This is a genomic window from Pedobacter sp. GW822-FHT03F06, assembly GCF_058801365.1.
Genome location: NZ_JBXANE010000004.1, coordinates 181,633 through 201,277, shown reverse-complemented (window position 1 = coordinate 201,277; position 19,645 = coordinate 181,633). Strand labels below are relative to the sequence as shown.

Genomic DNA, 19,645 nt, shown 5'->3' with positions numbered 1-19,645 from the left:
ATGCAGAATACAGCTATACTTCCATTATTTTATCTTCCACCAGTGGGCTATTTTAGTTTATTACAAAAGCTGGAGGTAGATTTTGTAATCGAAAAACATGAACATTTAGCTAAGCAAACTTACCGCAACAGGGCCAGTATTTATTCGCCAAACGGAAAACTGGATATTACCGTTCCTGTGGTTAAAGGTTCAAAAACACATACGCAAATGAAGGATGTGCGAATTAGCTACGATTTTAAATGGCAACGTTTACATTGGTTGAGCTTAGAAAGCTGTTATAGAAGTTCGGCCTATTTTGAGTTTTATGAAGATGAACTTTCGCGGTTTTATAATCAAAAATTTGAATTCCTTTTTGATTATAACCTCGAATTGGTAGAATGGCTTTCCAAAAAGTTAAAGCTCAATAAAAGCTTCGAAGTTACCACCGAATATTTTGATTATATCGCTCCTGAACTTGATTTTCGTACCATTATGAATCCTAAAAAAGAGGAAGATATTGTAAAAAATAAGCCATATTATCAGGTTTTTGAAGATAGACATCAATTTTTACCCAACTTAAGTATTGTTGATCTGTTGTTTAACCAGGGCCCGCAAGCCCGGCTATATTTATAAAGTATGGGAAAAAACAAGCCGCGTAACCGCCATAAGCACTATAAAGTTCCAGCCCCGGGTACCAGCCCGGGTTTATACACTATTGATGAAGATGCATTAAAACCAATTATTGTACTTCATATGTATAACGATAAGAGTTATAAAAAAGTGGAATTGGAGAACATTAATAATATTGATAAACTGATTGAAAATAAAGATTTCTGCTACTGGTTTGATATCAAAGGATTAGCAGATCCTAATATATTCGAAACACTTTATTCAAAATTAGGTATCAGCAGGCTCGTATTAGAAGATATTACCAGTTCTTACCAGCGGCCCAAGCTGGATGAATATGATAATGACAAGTACATTTTTGCAGTGAGCAGGCATCTGTTTTTAAATGAGGAGAATATTTTAAATAATGATCAAGTCTCTTTTATCCTGTCTGAACGTACATTGATTACCTTTCAGGAGACTTATGCAGATTGTTTTGAGCCCGTAAGAAAACGTTTAGAAATAGGGAAGGGGAACATTCGTATTGGTGGTATTAGTTACCTGATGTATGCCATTATGGATGTGATAGTGGATAATTATTTTTCCTTGTTAAACTTTTGGGGGGAAGAGCTGGATACTATTGAAGACCGTTTATATGATCATCCTGACCGGAGAATCATGTATGATACACAAGCGATTAAAAGGTCGTTAATCATGATCCGAAAAGTAGCCTGGCCAGAAAGAGATAAATTGAATGATATTATCCGTACCGATAGCCCCTTAATATCAGATCTTACCAAAACCTACATGAAGGATGCATACGATCATTGTATCCAGATTATTGATTTTATAGAATCATTAAAAGAGATTGCTTCGGCCAATATTGATATGAATTTATCGATCATCAGTAACCGGATGAACGAAATTATGAAGGTTTTGACCATCATTTCGTCCATATTTATTCCATTAACCTTTATCGCAGGGATTTACGGAATGAACTTTAGTCGGGAAGACCCTACGACCGGAAAGATATTAAAAGACAATATGCCCGAATTGTACGCCGAACATGGTTATTTGTACACCTGGATTGTAATGGCTGTGATTGCGGTTTTGCAAGTGATTTACTTTTGGCGTAAAGGTTGGTTTAAATAGTGTTTGACATAAAAAAATTCGATATACAAATCGTCATCTCGACTGAAGCGAAGCGAAATGGAGAGATCTATCTAGACAGATTTAGCTTCGCTGAGCACTTCGTGGTTCTAGGATGCATTGCCCTGCGCTCGAAATTTTTAAAACTAAATTAATCCACAAAACAACTATGTTAGTAGGCAAATTATTTGACTCTAAATGAATAATTGCTATTCAGTAGGATAAATAAAAAGATTAGAATAAATTTGAATAGGTTCTAAAATCAATTTTTAATATATGTAGCTTTAGGGGATTTTTGGTTAGGTTATAGATGCAGTCATTCGAAATAGATAAAAGCGACGTACTCAAGGTTAAAAATGCAATTTTAGCTGGTGATGAAACTTTAAAAGTAGTTTTAGAGGAGTATCATGCCTCAGAAATTGCGATTTTGTTTGAGCGTTTGGATAAGTCCGAACAGCGGCACATTATCAACCTGCTTCCTGCAGAAATAGCTTCTGAGATTATTTCTGAGATGGATGAAGAATCCCATCCCGAAGATTTACTTTTTGAGCTCCATCCCGATAAACGTACGGAGATTGTTGAAGAACTGGATTATGATGATGCGACCGACATTATCTCCCAGCTGGAAGATCACGAACAAAAGGAGATCTTAGAAGACCTTACTGAAGATCATGCTACAGAAATCCGAAACCTTTTAACTTACGACGAAAAAACTGCGGGTGGTTTGATGAATACAGAGCTGATCTGTGTAAACATCAACCTTACCAAAAAAGATGCGATCGACGAGATCATCCGGCAGAGCGAAGAGATGGAGGAGTTCTATACCATTTATGTGGTGGATGATGAGGAGACCTTTAAAGGTATTGTTTCGTTAAAAGACATTATAAAGGCAAAACACAATGCCAAAATAACCGAACTGGTTAAAATTGATGCCGTTTATGTACACCCTGATACCGATCAGGAAGAAGTAGCCAATCTAATTTCGCAATATAACTTAACCAGTATTCCTGTTATTGACGATCACCAGAAATTACTCGGCAGGGTAACATTCGATGATGTAATCGATGTAATGGAGGCCGAAAGTACCGAAGATATCTTGAAAATTTCAGGGGTATCAGAAGATGAGGAATTGAGCGGTAACTGGGTGGAAGCGGTAAAATCGCGTTTGCCATGGTTAATTATCAACCTCGGAACTGCTTTTTTAGCTTCTTCTGTTGTGCGTTATTTTGATCCAACCATTAAGCTAATTCCTTCCTTAGCAGCCTACATGACTATTATTGCGGGGATGGGTGGAAATGCAGCTACCCAGGCACTTGCCGTAACGGTTAGGCGTATTTCACTTTATGACCTGACTGATAAACAGGCTTATCGTACCGTTTTAAAAGAATTTACCGTAGGTTTAATAAATGGGGCATCCAATGGATTAATCGTATTTATTTTTGCCTACTTTTTTGATGGAAACCCAATGCTTGGATTGGTTATCTTCCTGGCTATGACGGGCAATCTTGTAATTGCAGGTATAACAGGCGCTGGTATTCCACTAATTTTAAAACGCGTAGGTATCGATCCTGCCATTGCATCATCTATAATTATTACTACTTTTACCGACGTTTTTGGTTTCCTATTAATTTTAGGATTGGCCAGCAAACTTTTACTATAGATAGATTAAAAAATCCTGATCTCCATGCAAACGACAAGACACGATTGGACAAAAGAAGAAATATACGAAATTTATAACAGACCATTTTTAGATTTGGTTTACGAAGCCGCAAGCATCCACAGAGAAAATAAAGATTACAATGAAGTTCAGGTAAGTTCATTAATCTCGATCAAAACTGGAGGTTGTGCTGAAGACTGTTCATATTGCCCACAGGCAGCCCGCTACCATACCGAATTAGAAGTTCAGCCATTGATGCAGGTTAGCCAAGTGGTTAGCGCCGCAGTTAAGGCAAAAGAGGGCGGAGCATCACGTTTATGTATGGGTGCTGCATGGCGCGAAGTACGCGATAACCGCGATTTTGACCGTGTAATTGAAATGGTAAAGGCCGTGAATGACATGGATATGGAAGTTTGCTGTACTTTAGGCATGCTTACCGAAAACCAGGCTCAACGTTTAGCCGATGCTGGTTTATATGCATATAACCACAACATCGATACTTCTGAAGATGATTACAAACGTATTATTTCGACCAGAACTTACGATGATCGCTTAAATACCATTAAAAACGTGCGTAAAGCTAAATTAACGGTATGTAGTGGTGGTATTATCGGTTTAGGTGAAACGGTAGAAGACCGTGTTTCGATGTTGCAGACTTTATCAAACATGGAAAAACATCCCGAATCAGTTCCTGTTAATGCTTTAGTACCCGTAAAAGGTACTCCTTTAGAAAACCAGCCCCGTGTTCCGATCTGGGATATGGTAAGAATGATTGCTACAGCACGAATCGTAATGCCAAAATCAGTGGTACGTTTATCAGCTGGTAGAAACGAAATGAGCACGTTAGAACAGGCTTTTTGCTTTATGGCAGGTGCAAGTTCTATTTTTGCAGGCGATAAATTATTAACTACACCAAACCCTGCATTTGTTGACGATATGGCCATGTTTGAATTGTTGGGACTGAAAACCCGCGACGCCTTTAAAAATGGCCGACCAGCAAACACAAGGATTGAACAGGAAGCTGTTTAATCAAAAATATAAACTGATAGCTCTGGTGTCAGTTATCCGTAGTGTCGGTTGTTTCCAACTGACACCATGGATAGATTTCAAACCATATAGTGTTATAAAACAAAGTCCCGAAGAAAATCGGGACTTTTTGCATTTAGTCGAAGTTGTGGTGTCAGATATTACTATCTGACACTAAGTTAAATCATATTTTAGAGTCAGATGTTACCTCTGACCCTACAAGAAACAACGCCTTAAACAGCAGTTACTCTTACTTCAATATTTCCTTTTGTCGCTTTAGAGTATGGACAAGCCCTATGTGCCTTATCCGCTAAAGCTTGTGCTTCCTCATGCGAAATCCCTGGGATGTGTACATCAAGGTCTGCAGAGAGCACAAATGCATTGCCATCTTTATTAAACGAAACCAATACTTTCACATTTGCTTCGCTAATATCAACACCTTCTCGCTCTGCCACGCCGCCTAATGCACCCAAATAACATGGCCCCCAGGCAGCAGCAAACAATTCTTCAGGATTTGTGGCACCTCCTTGCCCGCCAAGTTCTTTTGGCTTTCTTAAATCTAAATCTAAAATCCCATCACTTGATTTGATGTGTCCGTCTCTTCCTCCAGTAGCTGTTACTTCAGCCGTATATAGCTTTTCCATAATGTTTTCTTAATATGGATACTTAACAATTTTTAGTGGCCTTTGTTTTTGGTGCAAAGTATTGACGGGTTAAATCTTGAACTAATGCAGCACGATTACTTGCGTAATAAAATTCGCGCTAAATCTTGATTTTTACTGATAGCTTATAAATATCATAGGCTACCTTCTGGATAAGGTCGAATTGCTCGGGAACCAAATCTTCCCCTTTTTTTATGGCTAAACCATTATCATTTAACCTGATTAACGGCACATTCTCAATGGTGCTGGTTCCTTGCTCCAGATTTTCAATAGAAGTATCCAGTAAATAATTGGTGTTGTTGGCAATCGGTTTTAAGGTATCGAAACTCTCGAAGATGAATTGATGTTCCTTATTGTAGAGCGAAAGTGTTGCAACATAAGAAGACAATAAATGGCTGAGTGCTGTAAACTGATGCACTTCTTTAATAAACAACTGTTTGCTTTTTGGTTCAGAAAACATTCTTTGAAACAGGGAAGCCAAATTTGCTGTACTTACATACACTTCTTTCCGCGCCAATTTATATTCTGTTCTGTTGTAATTTTTCTCAAAATACAATTTAATCACCTGTCCATAATAAGCCTTATTAGCCTTTAAAATATCGAGCATGGCCTCTTTGAGTTTTTCGTGTTCCCAAGTTGGGAATAAAGAATAACTGGCCAATAGCGCAATACCAGAGCCTATAAAAGTATCATAAATCCTTTCGCGTGCGAGTGCTATCGATCCCATGCCCAGAAAATCGAATAGGATTAAGATATAGGGCGTCATAAAGAGTACACTCACTACATAATTTTTCCTTTGGAAACTATAACAGCCAATCATGCAGATTAATAGGATCACAAATAAAGTATTCCGATCGTGGATATAAGTAATCACACCCATACCAATAAACGCCCCAGCCGTGGTACCGATTAAACGCTGATAATTACGCTCTTTGGTTAAACTAAATCCAGGTTTCGAAATTACCAGGATGGTGAGGAGAATCCAGTAGCTATGCGAGAAATTGAGAATCTGAGCCACTATAAAACCCAAAAGCATCACCACTGTAACCCGTAACGAATGCCTGAAAGTAGAAGAAGTATAAGTTAAATTCTCTGTAAATAGTTTAAAATCGAATTTTTGCCTGGTGATAAATTTCTCTGTATCTACCTCGGCCTGTCTAATATCTTTACTATTTCTGATTTTAAAATAGCTAAATATGGTTTTAACCCTTGCCAGTATATTTTCGATGTTTACTTCAATATTTTTTAAGGCAATAATACCAAGTGTATTATACTCCTGATTTTGATTGTTCTTTTCCAGGTTGTTGATTTTGATCTTTAACCTTTCAATCTCAATCAATAAACGTTTCGAAACAACAGGTGTTCCACCACTTTTTAAAGCAAAAGCAATATCATCGAGGGCATATGAAATCCGTTTAATGGCCATTTCATAATCTGATAAAATACCTGCTTTATCAAACTGATCATGCAGCTGCTGGTAATTATAATAGGTAGACATTACCTGCTCGAACAGATCGACCATGTCTACAAATACCAATAGCAAAAATCTGCCCTCAGGAGTAGAATCTCTTACAATTTCGCGGGTTCTAAATAGCAGTTCTCTTACTGCATCCTGTTTTTCGTGAACAGAAACCTGAAGCTGCAGCAGATCTGAATAGGTTTTTTCGTAGTTATTATTGTGATGGTAAAACTTGGCTTTTTCGCGCAGAAACTCTGCAACTTCCAGAATAGAATCGCTTAGCGATTGCTGCACCAGGCGGAAAGGGCGTAAGCGGTACACAAAATAACTTAAACCTGTGTACCAAAGGCTACCTGCCAGGACCATAACCGCATGCAGCAATACCTCTTGCCAAGGGCGAACATCATCAATACTCAGTACCATAATCAGTAAAACTGCAGTACCAACCGACGCCGCTCTGATACCATAGATGTAAAACATCGAAAATACAAAACTCGATACAGCCAATAAGAAGCCGATAAAATAATGGTTTTTGTTGGTTAGCCCCGTTATGATAGAAAAGGTAAAGATGAGCGCAGTGGTAATCAGCATTGCATTTCTTCGGTGTACCATTGGACCCGGACTATCTACCACACTTACACATAAAGCACCTAAAGATAAAGTCATGCCGTACTTTAACATGCCAAACTGAGCAAAAATTAAAGAGGGAAGCAGTACACCAATGGTGATGCGGAGACCATCGGCAAAATACGTACTCAATAAAAAGTCTTGTATATTTCTTATGGGTTGCCTAATCTGCATGGTACAAAAATAACATAATAGCGAAGTTTTTTGTTGCGATTAAAATTAAGTTTTTTGCTTTTTTTAAACTTTTAAGCAGAAAATAGATAATGGTTTGATTAATAAAATGTTATGAATTGTTTGTAAGTATCATTAGAAATGTTAATAACCTATCGTAAACACGCAAAAGGCACTTAAAAACGTTGTTTTTATAATATTAAATTGTTGATAACCAGCTATTTTAGGTGGATAACTTTGTGTATAAAAACGTTCGTTTTTCTCTTGACAAATGTGTGTTTTCCTACTAAATTAGATCATATCAAATACGAAGTACTTTGAATTCTGATAAAACAATCCAAAAGAGATAAAGAACCGAAAGGGGAATTGTTTCGGCGTGTTTACAGGGAAAACGATTAATTTCTGAAAGGGTTAAACCGAGTAAGGATATATATAACCATCGAAAGATTGGATCATAAGAAAATCGCACAGGCCCAAACAGAGATTATTGAAAACTAGGAAGTTTACGGACGGACGAGTTGGAAATAAATTTTCACGAATCGCAAAAGTTGCAAAACCTAACGATAACGGAAAAATCAAAGTAACAAGAATTAGATGCTTTAAAATGCGACTACGGTTGTTTTTAAAGTTAAAACGGGGAACTGAATCGAAAGAAGAAGGACCCCGTTTTTATTTTGCCCCAAAATTTTGATCTTTCGATCAAAAAAAGAATAGTGAATCCTTCCACATATTATCCCTAAAATATTAAATTTACCAAATGGCCAAAAAAGGTAAATCAATCTCCAATCCGTCAAAAAAGATATTCGTTTTAGATACCTCGGTTATTTTATACGACCATGATGCGATAAATAACTTTCATGAGCACGATGTAGCCATTCCCATTCAGGTTTTAGAAGAGCTCGATAATTTTAAAAGCGGTAACGATACCCGGAATTTTGAGGCCAGAAGTTTTATCCGCCTTATTGATGAAACTTCAAAGCAAAAACTGATCAGCGATTGGATTTCGCTAAAAAGCCCCGATTCAGGGAAATTTAAGGTAGTTTTAAATGAGAAGCCTTTAACCCTAAATGCAGAAGAAGTATATGGAAAAGGCAAAACAGACCATAAGATTTTAAACGCAGCATTAAGTTTAAAAGAAGAATATCCAAATAAAAAAGTAGTACTCGTATCAAAAGACATTTGCCTGAGGTTAAAAGCAAAAGCCTTGGATTTAAATGCAGAAGATTACGAAACCGGTAAAATTAAAAACGTAGATGAACTTTACGCCGGAAAGACCGAAATAGGCAATTTTCCTCTGGAAATTATAGAAGAAGTAAAAAAACAACCTTTTATTGATGCGAGTGAAATAGAGCTGCCACCTAAAAATGCTAATCACTTTTATATTTTAAAAAACAAGAGAAAAACTGCAAACGTATTTTATAACAATAGTTTAAAAACAATTTCTGCAGTATCTACCGATCCGATATTTAAAATTAAACCTAAAAATATTGAGCAGGCATTTGCAATCCACGCGCTTTTAGATCCAGAAATTAAGCTGGTGAGCATACAAGGAAACGCGGGGACAGGTAAAACACTATTGGCTTTGGCAAGCGCATTAGAACAGCGTAAAAACTTTAGACAGATTTATGTTACCCGGCCAATCGTTTCACTGAGCAATAAAGACATCGGTTTCTTGCCAGGCGATGCAAAATCGAAAACTGATCCTTTTATGGCACCTATTTGGGATAATCTTCGGTTTATTAAAGAGCAGTTTATTGGCGATGATAAGATGTCGGAAAAGATCGATGAACTGATTGTAACCGAAAAAATTGCCATTGCGCCGTTGGCTTTTATCCGTGGACGAACCCTCACCAAGATTTTCTTTATTATTGATGAGGCACAAAATTTAACGCCACATGAGGTGAAAACCATAATTTCGAGAGCCGGCGAACATACCAAAATAGTGTTTACAGGCGATATTTACCAGATTGATACGCCATACTTAGATTCTGAAAGTAATGGCCTGTCTTATTTAATCGAAAACGCTAAAAACCACCCGCTGTATGCCCATATTACCTTACATAAAGGCGAGAGGAGCGAGTTGGCAAATTTGGCTAATGAGTTGCTTTAGGTTTTTGTTCCCCGTTCATCTAGCAGAAAAGGGCTACAATAGTTACGTCACCCTGATCCGATAGCTATCGGATTTGTTTCAGGGTCTTCATTCAAACAGGGCAGATCTCTCCGTTCCGCGTTGCTTCAGTCGAGATGACGACCGAGTCTAAAGTATCCTAATGGTATTTCTTCAAACTCCTTAAACAGATAAACAATCCGATTAAAGTTAACACCGCGCTCAATATAAACGGTGCACCTGGAAAATAAACCGGAGCCTTACCTTCGATAAAATAAGCAAAAATATGTGTCATTACCCAAGGGGCAAATATGGCTGCTAAACTTTGTAAACCGGTTAAAACGCCCTGCATTTCGCCTTGTGCATTGGAGGGTACCTGATTTGAAATCAAGCCCTGCATTGCCGGTCCGCAGATTCCGGCTAAACCATAAGGAAGCATAAAGGCAAACATCATCCAGCCCTTGCTTGCAAAAGCGAAAGCTACGAAGCCGATGATGTATAAAATGAGACCAAAGTAAACTGCTTTCTTTTCTCCGATTTTGGGAAGGATCACCCTTATTAAACCACCTTGAACAAGGCCCACAACCAAACCCACAAAACCTAACGAATAGCCTACCCAGGCAGCATCCCATTTAAATTTCTCCATGGTATAGAATGTCCAGTTGGATTGGACAGCATGACTGGCAAAGTATAATAGGAATAAGGTAGCCATTAAGCCCAATAATGCTGGATATTTGCCAATGCTTAACAATGAACCGATTGGATTTGCCCTTTTCCAGTCAAAAGCCCGGCGTTTTTCAACTGGTAAAGATTCTGGCAGTATAAAATAACCGTAAAGCCAGTTAATTAAAGATAAACCTGCAGCAATCATGAAAGGAACCCGGGTACCAAAATGGCTAAAAACGCCACCTAAAACCGGACCTAAGATAAATCCAACACCAAATGCTGCACCAACCAGGCCGAAGTTTTGCGCTCTTTTTTCTGGGGGAGAAACATCAGCAATGTATGCTTGTGCGGTTGTAAAACTTGCACCTGTTATTCCCGCAATAATCCTTCCTACAAATAACCAGACAATAGAAGGGGCGAAGGCTAAAAAGATATAATCGATACCTAAACCGAACAAAGAGCTTAATAATACAGGCCTTCGTCCGTACCGATCGCTCATTGCACCGATAATGGGTGAGAATATAAATTGTACCGATGCGTATGCAAGTGTGAGCCAGCCGCCATATTCTGCCGCTAAACCGAAGCCGCCACCAGTGAAATCCTGAATAAGTTTTGGTAAAACCGGAATGATCAGCCCAAAACCTGTAAAATCGATCAGGAGGGTAACCATAATAAAACTCATTGCAGATTTCTTTCCGTTTGCCATTATGCGTAATTTGAAACGCAAAAGTATCAGAATTAGTTAAGATTGTAAATTTTAGTTCTCTACAAACCTACCAGGTTTAAAAACATTCCATTACAATTGTTATCGATTTGGTTTTGGAAAGCAGTTGCTGCATCTTATAGGTAAATGCAATCCCGCCCCTGCTTCTGCCGATGGAACCACTACGAAGCAGTAAAAATATTGCTTAAATCGGCATCCCGCTATGGTCGGGTTTAGGTGGCTGCCACGGGGCTACTATTATGGTAAATAAACCCGATTGCAGTGAACATCCTGATCCTTCATCACGATAAAACGGAAAGCGGACCAAAGTCGACTATGGAAACCGAACCTGACTTTCCATAAAAAGAAAATCCATAAATTGGCGGATAACAGAAAAACGCAAGTTTATTAATTCAGCGAAGCTTAAGCCAAAAACTCTTAAACTGGCCTTCAGTAAATTAAAATTTCGTCAGGAATAAAAAACCTCTAACCGAGGTCAAAACTTTTCCACAATGCCTTAATTCGGCTAAATTTTGTTAAATTCGCAAGGTTATAGTAATACCTTTTTTAATATCGTTTTAAGTAGCGAGAATAATAATTTATGGCAGAAGATTTAGAAAATCAGCAGAACGACAAAATCATTCAAATTAATATAGAGGAGCAGATGAAATCGGCCTACATTGATTACTCAATGTCGGTAATCGTATCGAGGGCCTTGCCTGATGTACGTGATGGATTGAAACCGGTACACCGCCGTGTTTTATATGGTATGCTCGATCTTGGTGTAACCAGTAATAAACCACATAAAAAGTCTGCCCGTATTGTAGGGGAGGTTTTAGGTAAGTATCACCCACATGGTGATGCATCAGTATATTTCACCATGGTTCGTATGGCTCAGGATTGGAGCTTACGTTATCCAATGGTTGATGGACAAGGAAACTTTGGTCACATTGATGGTGACTCTCCGGCTGCGATGCGTTATACTGAGGCACGTTTTTCGAAAATAGCTGAAGAAATGCTTGCCGATATCAATAAAGATACGGTAGATTTTCAGTTAAACTTTGATGATACCTTACAAGAACCAACTGTTTTACCTGCAAAAATCCCTAACTTATTGGTTAACGGATCTTCTGGTATTGCGGTAGGTATGGCCACCAATATGGCACCTCACAACTTAACCGAGGTAATTGATGGTGTGGTGAGCTATATCGACAATAGAGATATTACGATAGAGGAGTTGATGAAGTTTGTAAAAGCGCCTGATTTCCCTACCGGTGGTATTATTTATGGTTATACGGGTGTAAAAGAAGCTTTCGAAACAGGTCGCGGCCGTATTGTAATGCGTGCAAAAGCCGAAATCGAGAGCATTAAAGACCGCGAGGTAATTATTGTTACCGAAATTCCTTACCAGGTTAACAAAGCACAGATGATTGAGCGTACTGCTGAATTGGTTGGCGAGAAAAAACTGGAAGGCATTTCGAATATTAAAGACGAATCGAACAAAGATGGTATCCGCATCGTTTATGAAATTAAACGTGATGCAAATGCCTCTATCGTTTTAAACAACTTATATAAGTATACCGCATTACAAACTTCTTTCAGTGTAAATAACATTGCATTGGTAAAAGGCCGTCCACAAATGTTAAATCTTAAAGATTTGATCGTACATTTTGTGGATCACCGCCATGATGTGATTGTTCGCCGTACCCGTTACGAATTGGCAGAAGCCGAAAAACGCGCACACATTTTAGAAGGTTATTTAATTGCTTTAGATCATTTAGATGAAGTAATTAAATTAATCCGTGCCTCTGAAACTCCGGAAGATGCCCGTTTAGGCTTGATGGAAAAATTCGGACTGAGCGATATTCAGGCACGTGCGATTTTGGATATGACGCTTCGTCGTTTAACAGGACTAGAGCGTGATAAGATCAAAGAAGAGTATGCAGAGTTAATGAAAACCATCGAGCATTTAAAATCTATCTTAGCAGATGAAGGTTTGCGTATGCAGATCATCAAAGATGAATTAGCAGAAATCCGTCAGAAATTTGGAGATGAGCGTAGAACAACTATCGTTCATTCGGCCGAAGATATGAGTATGGAAGATTTCATCGATGATGAAGAAGTGGTAATCACCATCTCTCACGAGGGTTACGTGAAACGTACCCCAGCAACTGAATTTAAGGCACAGGGCAGAGGCGGTAAAGGATCAAAAGGCAGTACTTCAAGAAATGAAGATTTTATTGAGCACATGTTGGTGGCTACTGCTCACAATTACATGTTGTTCTTTACTGAAGCAGGAAGATGTTTCTGGTTGAGGGTTTACGAAATTCCAGAAGGTTCGCGGACAAGTAAAGGAAGAGCGATCCAGAATATTATCAATATCCCGAAAGAGGAAAAAATTAAAGCCTACATTAAGGTTAAAAACCTGAAAGATCAGGAGTACTTAGAGAACAATTTCATCATTATGTGTACTAAAAAAGGTACCATTAAGAAAACTTCTCTTGAAGCCTATTCACGTCCACGTGTAAATGGTATTAATGCCATCAACATTAATGATGGTGATGTATTACTGGAAGCTTGTTTAACTAACGGACAAAGCGAAATTGTGATGGCATTGCGTTCTGGTAGGGCAATCCGTTTCAACGAAAGTACGGTTCGTCCGATGGGTAGAACTGCTACCGGCGTACGTGGTGTTAGGCTTGCGCACGATCAGGATGAAGTTGTTGGCATGATTGCTGTAAACAATCCTGAAGTTACGGTGTTAGTAGTATCAGAAAAAGGATACGGTAAACGTACCGATATTGAAGATTACCGTGTAACTAACCGTGGAGGTAAAGGGGTAAAAACAATTAATGTTACTGAAAAGACCGGACAATTAGTTTCCATAAAAGACGTTACAGATAGCGAAGATTTGATGATCATTAACCGTTCAGGTATTGTAATCAGAATTCCGGTATCAGCATTAAGGGTAATGGGCCGTGCCACACAAGGGGTTCGTTTAATCTCATTAAAAGGGGATGACGAAATTGCGTCGGTTACTAAAATTGATCACGAAGAAGACGAAGAAGAAACAGTAGATTTAACGGATGTTGTAGTTACAGATGGTGAAGAAGTAGAAGCAGATACTACTCCCGAGGCAGATGATACTGAAGAAGAAGGCGAATCGGACAACGAAACGGAAGAAGAAAATTAACTAAAAATAAGATTAGAATAAAAATTATGAAAAGAGTATTTCTAAGTATAGTTCTAGCAGGTGCGGTAAGCTCTGCATTTGCTCAGAAAAGTGAAATAACCGCGGCAAAAAACGACTGGGGCTTATTCCAGCTAACTTCTTCAAGTGCATCAACTCCTTTAGCTAAAAAACTGGAGTCGCTAGCGAAAGGATTGGCTCATACCGATAAAGCTATTGCCGATGAAAAATCTAAAGTGATGCCAGAAGCATGGTCTTATCGTGCTTTATTTGCTTCTTCTGCAGCAATTTTAGATTCAACAAGTACTACAAACGCTGATGCAAATTTGAAAATTGCTCAAGATGCAGTTGTTGAAGCTAAAAAGTTAGATACAAAAGGGAGTGAAAAAGATAATATTAATTTGGCTGAAACCAATATTAGCAACGCCATTAGAAATGGTGGTGTAATTGCTTACAATAAAAAAGATTACAAAACTGCTTACACAAAATTCGTGGCAGCAACAGTAATCAATCCAAACGATACTGCTATGTATCTAAATGCAGGTATTGCGGCCAGACTTAATGAGGATTATCCAAACATGATTAGCCAATTCAAAAAAGTAATCTCTTTGAATTCTCCACAGTCTAAAGATTTATATTCTGAGATTATCTCAACCACATTGGCTAAACAAAAAGATACAACAGCTGCTTTGGCCGTGATTAAAGAAGCAACTGCTAAATTCCCTGAAAATACAGACTGGATTAAAACTGAAACCCAGATTTATATTGATAGGGGTGATGCTGCCAAATCTGAGCAAATGTTAGTTGCCTTGGCAACAAAAGAGCCTAACAATGCTAATTATCAGGTTTTATTGGGTAATATCTATTTCAGTCAGGCTTTAAAATTACAGGCTGATAGAAATAAAATCGATCCTAAAAAAGTGAAAGAATTTAACGAAGTAACAGGTAAAATGAATGCACTGTTAGATAAATCTCTTCCTTTTTACAAAAAAGCACTTGAGGTTGATGCTAAAAATCAAGGCGCATTAGAAACCTTGAAAACGATCTATGCTTTTAGAAATGATACTAAAAATTACGAAGATATCAAGAAACGTTTAGACGCATTACCTAAACAATAATTTATTGATCGATCCAAAAAAAGAGCTCTGAAATTTCGGAGCTCTTTTTTTTATGTTTATTTTTATCGTTTATTACGGTTTTACCACATTGTTTATATTATGCAGAATTGCCTTAAAATATCATTAACCGCTTTAATTTTCGTTTCTTTTAATGCTGTAGCGCAAAAAAGTCAAATTCTTATTGCCAGAAATGCTGTCGGTAAGCTACAAGCTTCAATTGCCAATAAAGAAGATGAAAAAAAACAGTTATCGATTATTACAGAGGGCTTAAAATCAATAGAATCAGCTGAGAAAGATAACAAAACTAAAAACTGGAGTGAAACCTGGTCTATAAAATCTTATCTTACTTCTTTCGCTTCATTAATTGATACTGATCCCAATAACGCGAATAAATTTTATGATTCAGCCGTTGAAGCGGTGGCAAAAGCCAAATCTTTAGATCGTTATGATGATAATGGTGGCCTTATTAAAGCCTCTAATCACAATATCCTTATCAAAAAACAGGAAAAAGGTAATGAAGCTTTTTTTAATAACGATTTTAAAGAAGCATTTGCTGATTTGAAAGAAGTGTGTGATAATTTCCCTGCAGATACCACATTGGCGTTAAATACAGCAATTTGCGCACTAAATATTCAGTCTTACGACGAATCTTTAACTTATTTTAAACGTGCAAAAGAAAACGGGATTAGAAATCCATCGGTTTTTCAGAAAATGGCGCAGATGTATGTAGTGAAATCGGAAAACGAAACTGCTATTAAAACTTTGGAGGATGGACTGGCACTTAATCCGTTCAATCGCTTTTTAACCAACGATTATATCAATCTATTACTTGATACTGAGAATTATAGTAGAGCCCAGGGATTAATCGAAAATAATTTAAAAGTAGAAAAAGGAAATAAGCTACTTTATTTTCTTTATGGTTATCTGCAACAGGTTGGTGGAAATAATGCTACTGCAATTTTGGCCTATGATAAAGCTTTGTCTACAGATCAAAATTATTTTGATGCATTGTACCAATTGAGTTTGGCTTACATCAATACAGCCAATGAAACCCTGAGCAAAAATGATGCTGATAAAACTGAAAAATATAAAGGCCTGATCAATCGTGCACAGTTCGCTTTGCAGCGCGCAAATGAAATTAACCCGAACGATAAAAAAACAGTACAGTTGCTGATCGATATTTACACCAAAAAGGGCGTAACCAACAAAGTACAAGAGCTTAACCGTAAACTTCAGGAACTATAACTTTATTGAAGAATTTGTGAAGATAGGATGGTATTAGAAAAATCAACTTAACATAATATTAATTATAAGACAAATGAATAAAACAATTAAACTGCTAAATTGTCCTAATAACCATGTACGACCACTATAGCTTCGAAGATGCCGCCGCATATCAAATTGAGCTTGCCAAACAATTAAAGTTTCAACCAATTAACAAAATTGAAACCATTGCTGGCGCAGATATTTCATTTAATAAAAACAGTACAACCATGTACGCCGGGATTGTGATCTTAACTTATCCCGAAATGGTTTTAAAATCATTTGCATTAGAAACTTACGAAACCAGTTTTCCTTATAAAGCAGGTTTTTTAGGTTTTAAAGAAGTTCCGGCATTATTAAAGGTTTGGGAATTGATACCCAATAAACCGGATGTTCTAGTACTCGATGGTAATGGAATTTTACATCCACGCCGTATGGGCGTTGCTTCTCATTTTGGCATATTAGCAAATCATAGCACAATTGGCTGCGCAAAAAGTCTTTTACATGGAAAAAATCATCAGCCGGAAAATGTAAAATTCAGTACTGCAGAAATTAAAAATAATGCCGGTGAAATGCTTGGTTTTGCATTGAGAACAAAGATCAATTGTGCACCTGTTTATGTCTCAGCCGGACATTTAATTACGCAAGAAGAAAGTTTAGATATAATCAAAAAATCTGTTGGAAATTATCGGATTCCTGAACCAACGCGTCTGGCTCACAATCTGGTAAACGATTTCAGGCTTGGCAAACTAAAAGGTGGCTTTTACGAAGTACCTGTACCGTTAACTTTGTTTTAACTCCTCAAAAATTACCGTCATTTCGAGCGAAGTGCAACGAAGTCGAGAACCACGAAGTGCTCAGCGAAGCTAAATCTGCCTCAAGATAGATCTCTCCATTGCACTGCGTTCCAGTCGAGATGACGAAAATTACTAAACCCAGTTAATTCCTTTTTTAAGCAGCTGTACCGTTTTGTATTCCTCAGAATTAATTTCCGGCTGAACATTATAACCCCAGTTAGCCTGTGGTGGTAAGCTCATTAAAATAGATTCGATCCTTCCGTTGGTTTCTAAGCCGAATTTTGTTCCAGAGTCGTAAACTAAATTAAATTCTACATAACGACTACGGCGCTGATATTGCCATTGCTTCTGAGCTTCTGTAAACTCTTTATCGCGGTTACGATCAATCAGTTCAGTATAAATTGGTAAAAATGTTTCGCCAATATTAATGGAGAAATCTAAAATCTGCTCCCACGATAAATTGGTATTTTCTGGTTTCAGTCTATCGTAAAAAATACCGCCGATACCTCGGGTTTCTTCACGGTGTTTAATGAAGAAATAATCATCGGCATGTGTTTTAAATTTTGGGTAAAATTCAGTATCGAAGTCGTCGCAAGCCTGTTTTAGTTTATGATGAAAAAAACGAGCGTCGTTTTCGAACACGTAATGTGGCGTTAAATCGATGCCACCGCCAAACCAGCGCGTTTCTTCGTTCAGTTCGAAATAACGGATATTCATGTGGATAATCGGAACCAGTGGATGATTTGGGTGAATCACAATTGAAACTCCGGTAGCAAAAAAATCATCTTCACTTACATTAAAGGCTTTTTTTACAGCTTCGGGCAATTTACCATGTACCGCAGAGAAATTTACGCCTCCTTTTTCGATAATTGCACCATTCTGCATAATCCGGGTGCGTCCGCCTCCCCCACCGTTTCGCTCCCAAACTTCCTCTTCAAATTTACCTTTGCCATCGGCAATTTCCAATCCCCTGCAAATTTCATCCTGAATTTGCTTATACCGTTCTGCTACTTCTTCTTTAAACATGATGGCTCTTTCTATTTCCATACAAATTTAAAGCTATTCGGGTAGCTATATTGATTTATGTTTAGATAGTACATTTTATTGACATTGGGTTTTAGTCCTGAGTCTGAGGTCAAGAGGCTGTTATTCTTCTAGATAATCTAAATCTTTGTTGAAACTTTCTTTTAATTGGCTCAAACCAAACATCGCAATCAGGGTTAAGATTCCCATCACTAAATATCCGGCAGTAATTAATCCGTATTTATGGGTTAAAAATTCGAATAAGAATGTAATAGGGATTAATGCGCCCCTAACAAAATTAGGTGCAGTTGTAGTTACGGTAGCCCTTATATTTGTGCCGAATTGTTCTGATGCAATGGTAACAAATGTGGCCCAATAACCTACAGAGAAGCCCATAAATAGACAGATCCAGATGAAATTGCTACCCGTTAAGCCGAAACTGGTTAAATAAACCACTACACTTGCCACAGAAAGCAAGTGGAAAATAAAGACTGTTTTTTTTCTAGACTTTAATACCTGAGAGAGTAAACCTGTAACCACATCGCCTATTGCAATTCCAAAATAGGTAAACATAATCCCGGTACCGGCTTTTAGTGGTTCTGTAGCACCTAAAGCTTTACCAAATTCAGGCGCTAAGGTAACCAGGATCCCAACTACAAACCATAGCGGAATACCGATTAAGATGCAATAGATATATTTCGAAAACCGTTTCCAGTTGTTAAACAGCATTAAGATATTTCCTTTTGATACTTCTGTTTGGTTAGCGGCGTGTTTAAACATGCCAGATTCGAAAGTGCCAACACGTAGTAACAGCAGTACCAGGCCCATTCCGCCACCTACAAAGTATGAGGTTTGCCAGGTAAATTCGGCTGCTACAGTTGCCGCAACAGCTGCACCCAATAAACCTACAGCACCTACAATCATGGTTCCATAACCACGTTTTTCTTTATCCATGGTTTCAGCAACCAAAGTAATCCCAGCGCCAAGCTCTCCAGCTAAACCTATACCCGCAATAAACCTGATGATGGCATAACTGTTAACCGATGTAACAAAGCCATTGGCAATATTGGCCAGTGAATACAAAAGGATCGAACCAAAAAGAACTTTGATCCTTCCTAGTTTATCGCCCAGTATTCCCCATAAAATTCCGCCTAAAAGTAGACCGAACATCTGAGAATTGATGATCAGAAAGCCATCAGATTGCATATTTGCCTGGGAAACGCCAATTTCAGTTAAACTTTGAACACGAACGACAGAGAATAAAACAAGATCGTAAATGTCTACAAAGTAACCCAGAGCAGCTACAATAACTAAGAAAATTACATTACGGTTGTTTGCTTTTGCTTGAAGATCCATTTAATTATTTGGTTTAGACGCTGAAAGTACGCAATAACACAAATATTTAAAATAGATTTTTAAAATAAAAGCCACTCTAAAACAAG

Annotated in this window: 14 protein-coding genes; 9 read left to right on the top strand and 5 right to left on the bottom strand. The window is 37.8% G+C overall.

Annotation, left to right across the window (positions count from 1 at the left end; all coding sequences use genetic code 11):
- From AC1RJ8_RS08550 to bioB, 4 genes are all read left to right on the top strand, one after another.
- Positions 1–612, top strand: a complete 612-nt coding sequence (locus AC1RJ8_RS08550; RefSeq protein WP_492953489.1) for a WbqC family protein — start codon at positions 1–3, stop codon at positions 610–612.
- Positions 613–615: 3 nt separating this feature from the next.
- Positions 616–1,737 (top strand): magnesium/cobalt transporter CorA, encoded by a 1,122-nt coding sequence (gene corA / locus AC1RJ8_RS08545; protein ID WP_492953490.1) that lies wholly within the window; start codon positions 616–618, stop codon positions 1,735–1,737.
- A gap of 307 nt (positions 1,738–2,044) precedes the next feature.
- Complete coding sequence (gene mgtE / locus AC1RJ8_RS08540; protein WP_492953491.1) at positions 2,045–3,394, top strand: magnesium transporter; 1,350 nt, start codon at positions 2,045–2,047, stop codon at positions 3,392–3,394.
- 24 nt (positions 3,395–3,418) lie between these two features.
- A complete protein-coding gene (gene bioB, locus AC1RJ8_RS08535; protein ID WP_492953492.1) occupies positions 3,419–4,420 on the top strand; it encodes a biotin synthase BioB in 1,002 nt (333 codons plus the stop codon).
- Between the two features lie 230 nt (positions 4,421–4,650).
- Here bioB and AC1RJ8_RS08530 read toward each other — a convergent pair whose 3' ends face one another.
- Together AC1RJ8_RS08530 and AC1RJ8_RS08525 are read right to left on the bottom strand one after the other, a co-directional pair.
- Positions 4,651–5,061 carry an organic hydroperoxide resistance protein gene (locus AC1RJ8_RS08530; RefSeq protein ID WP_492953493.1) on the bottom strand — a complete coding sequence of 137 codons (411 nt, stop codon included), beginning with the start codon at positions 5,059–5,061 and terminating at the stop codon, positions 4,651–4,653.
- A 118-nt stretch (positions 5,062–5,179) separates the two neighbouring features.
- Positions 5,180–7,297, bottom strand: a complete 2,118-nt coding sequence (locus AC1RJ8_RS08525; protein WP_493008043.1) for an FUSC family protein — start codon at positions 7,295–7,297, stop codon at positions 5,180–5,182.
- A 796-nt stretch (positions 7,298–8,093) separates the two neighbouring features.
- Here AC1RJ8_RS08525 and AC1RJ8_RS08520 point away from each other — a divergent pair.
- On the top strand, positions 8,094–9,446 hold the full coding sequence (locus AC1RJ8_RS08520; RefSeq protein WP_492953495.1) for a PhoH family protein: 1,353 nt from the start codon (positions 8,094–8,096) through the stop codon (positions 9,444–9,446).
- Between the two features lie 157 nt (positions 9,447–9,603).
- Here AC1RJ8_RS08520 and AC1RJ8_RS08515 read toward each other — a convergent pair whose 3' ends face one another.
- Positions 9,604–10,815, bottom strand: a complete 1,212-nt coding sequence (locus tag AC1RJ8_RS08515; RefSeq protein ID WP_492953496.1) for a TCR/Tet family MFS transporter — start codon at positions 10,813–10,815, stop codon at positions 9,604–9,606.
- 598 nt (positions 10,816–11,413) lie between these two features.
- Between AC1RJ8_RS08515 and gyrA the strand changes: the two genes are divergently transcribed.
- The 4 genes from gyrA (at position 11,414) to AC1RJ8_RS08495 (ending at position 17,180) form a co-directional block, all read left to right on the top strand.
- A complete protein-coding gene (gene gyrA, locus AC1RJ8_RS08510; RefSeq protein WP_057934667.1) occupies positions 11,414–14,005 on the top strand; it encodes a DNA gyrase subunit A in 2,592 nt (863 codons plus the stop codon).
- Between the two features lie 26 nt (positions 14,006–14,031).
- Positions 14,032–15,120, top strand: a complete 1,089-nt coding sequence (locus AC1RJ8_RS08505) for a tetratricopeptide repeat protein (RefSeq protein WP_492953497.1) — start codon at positions 14,032–14,034, stop codon at positions 15,118–15,120.
- Positions 15,121–15,219: 99 nt separating this feature from the next.
- The gene (locus AC1RJ8_RS08500; RefSeq protein ID WP_492953498.1) at positions 15,220–16,365 is read left to right on the top strand and encodes a tetratricopeptide repeat protein; all 1,146 of its coding nucleotides are present in this window, start codon (positions 15,220–15,222) and stop codon (positions 16,363–16,365) included.
- Between the two features lie 113 nt (positions 16,366–16,478).
- Complete coding sequence (locus AC1RJ8_RS08495) at positions 16,479–17,180, top strand: endonuclease V (protein ID WP_492953499.1); 702 nt, start codon at positions 16,479–16,481, stop codon at positions 17,178–17,180.
- A gap of 132 nt (positions 17,181–17,312) precedes the next feature.
- Here the strand turns inward: AC1RJ8_RS08495 and hemF are convergent, their stop codons facing one another.
- Together hemF and AC1RJ8_RS08485 are read right to left on the bottom strand one after the other, a co-directional pair.
- The gene (gene hemF / locus AC1RJ8_RS08490) at positions 17,313–18,227 is read right to left on the bottom strand and encodes an oxygen-dependent coproporphyrinogen oxidase (RefSeq protein WP_492953500.1); all 915 of its coding nucleotides are present in this window, start codon (positions 18,225–18,227) and stop codon (positions 17,313–17,315) included.
- 99 nt (positions 18,228–18,326) lie between these two features.
- The gene (locus AC1RJ8_RS08485; RefSeq protein WP_492953501.1) at positions 18,327–19,559 is read right to left on the bottom strand and encodes an MFS transporter; all 1,233 of its coding nucleotides are present in this window, start codon (positions 19,557–19,559) and stop codon (positions 18,327–18,329) included.
- Positions 19,560–19,645: the final 86 nt, after the last annotated feature.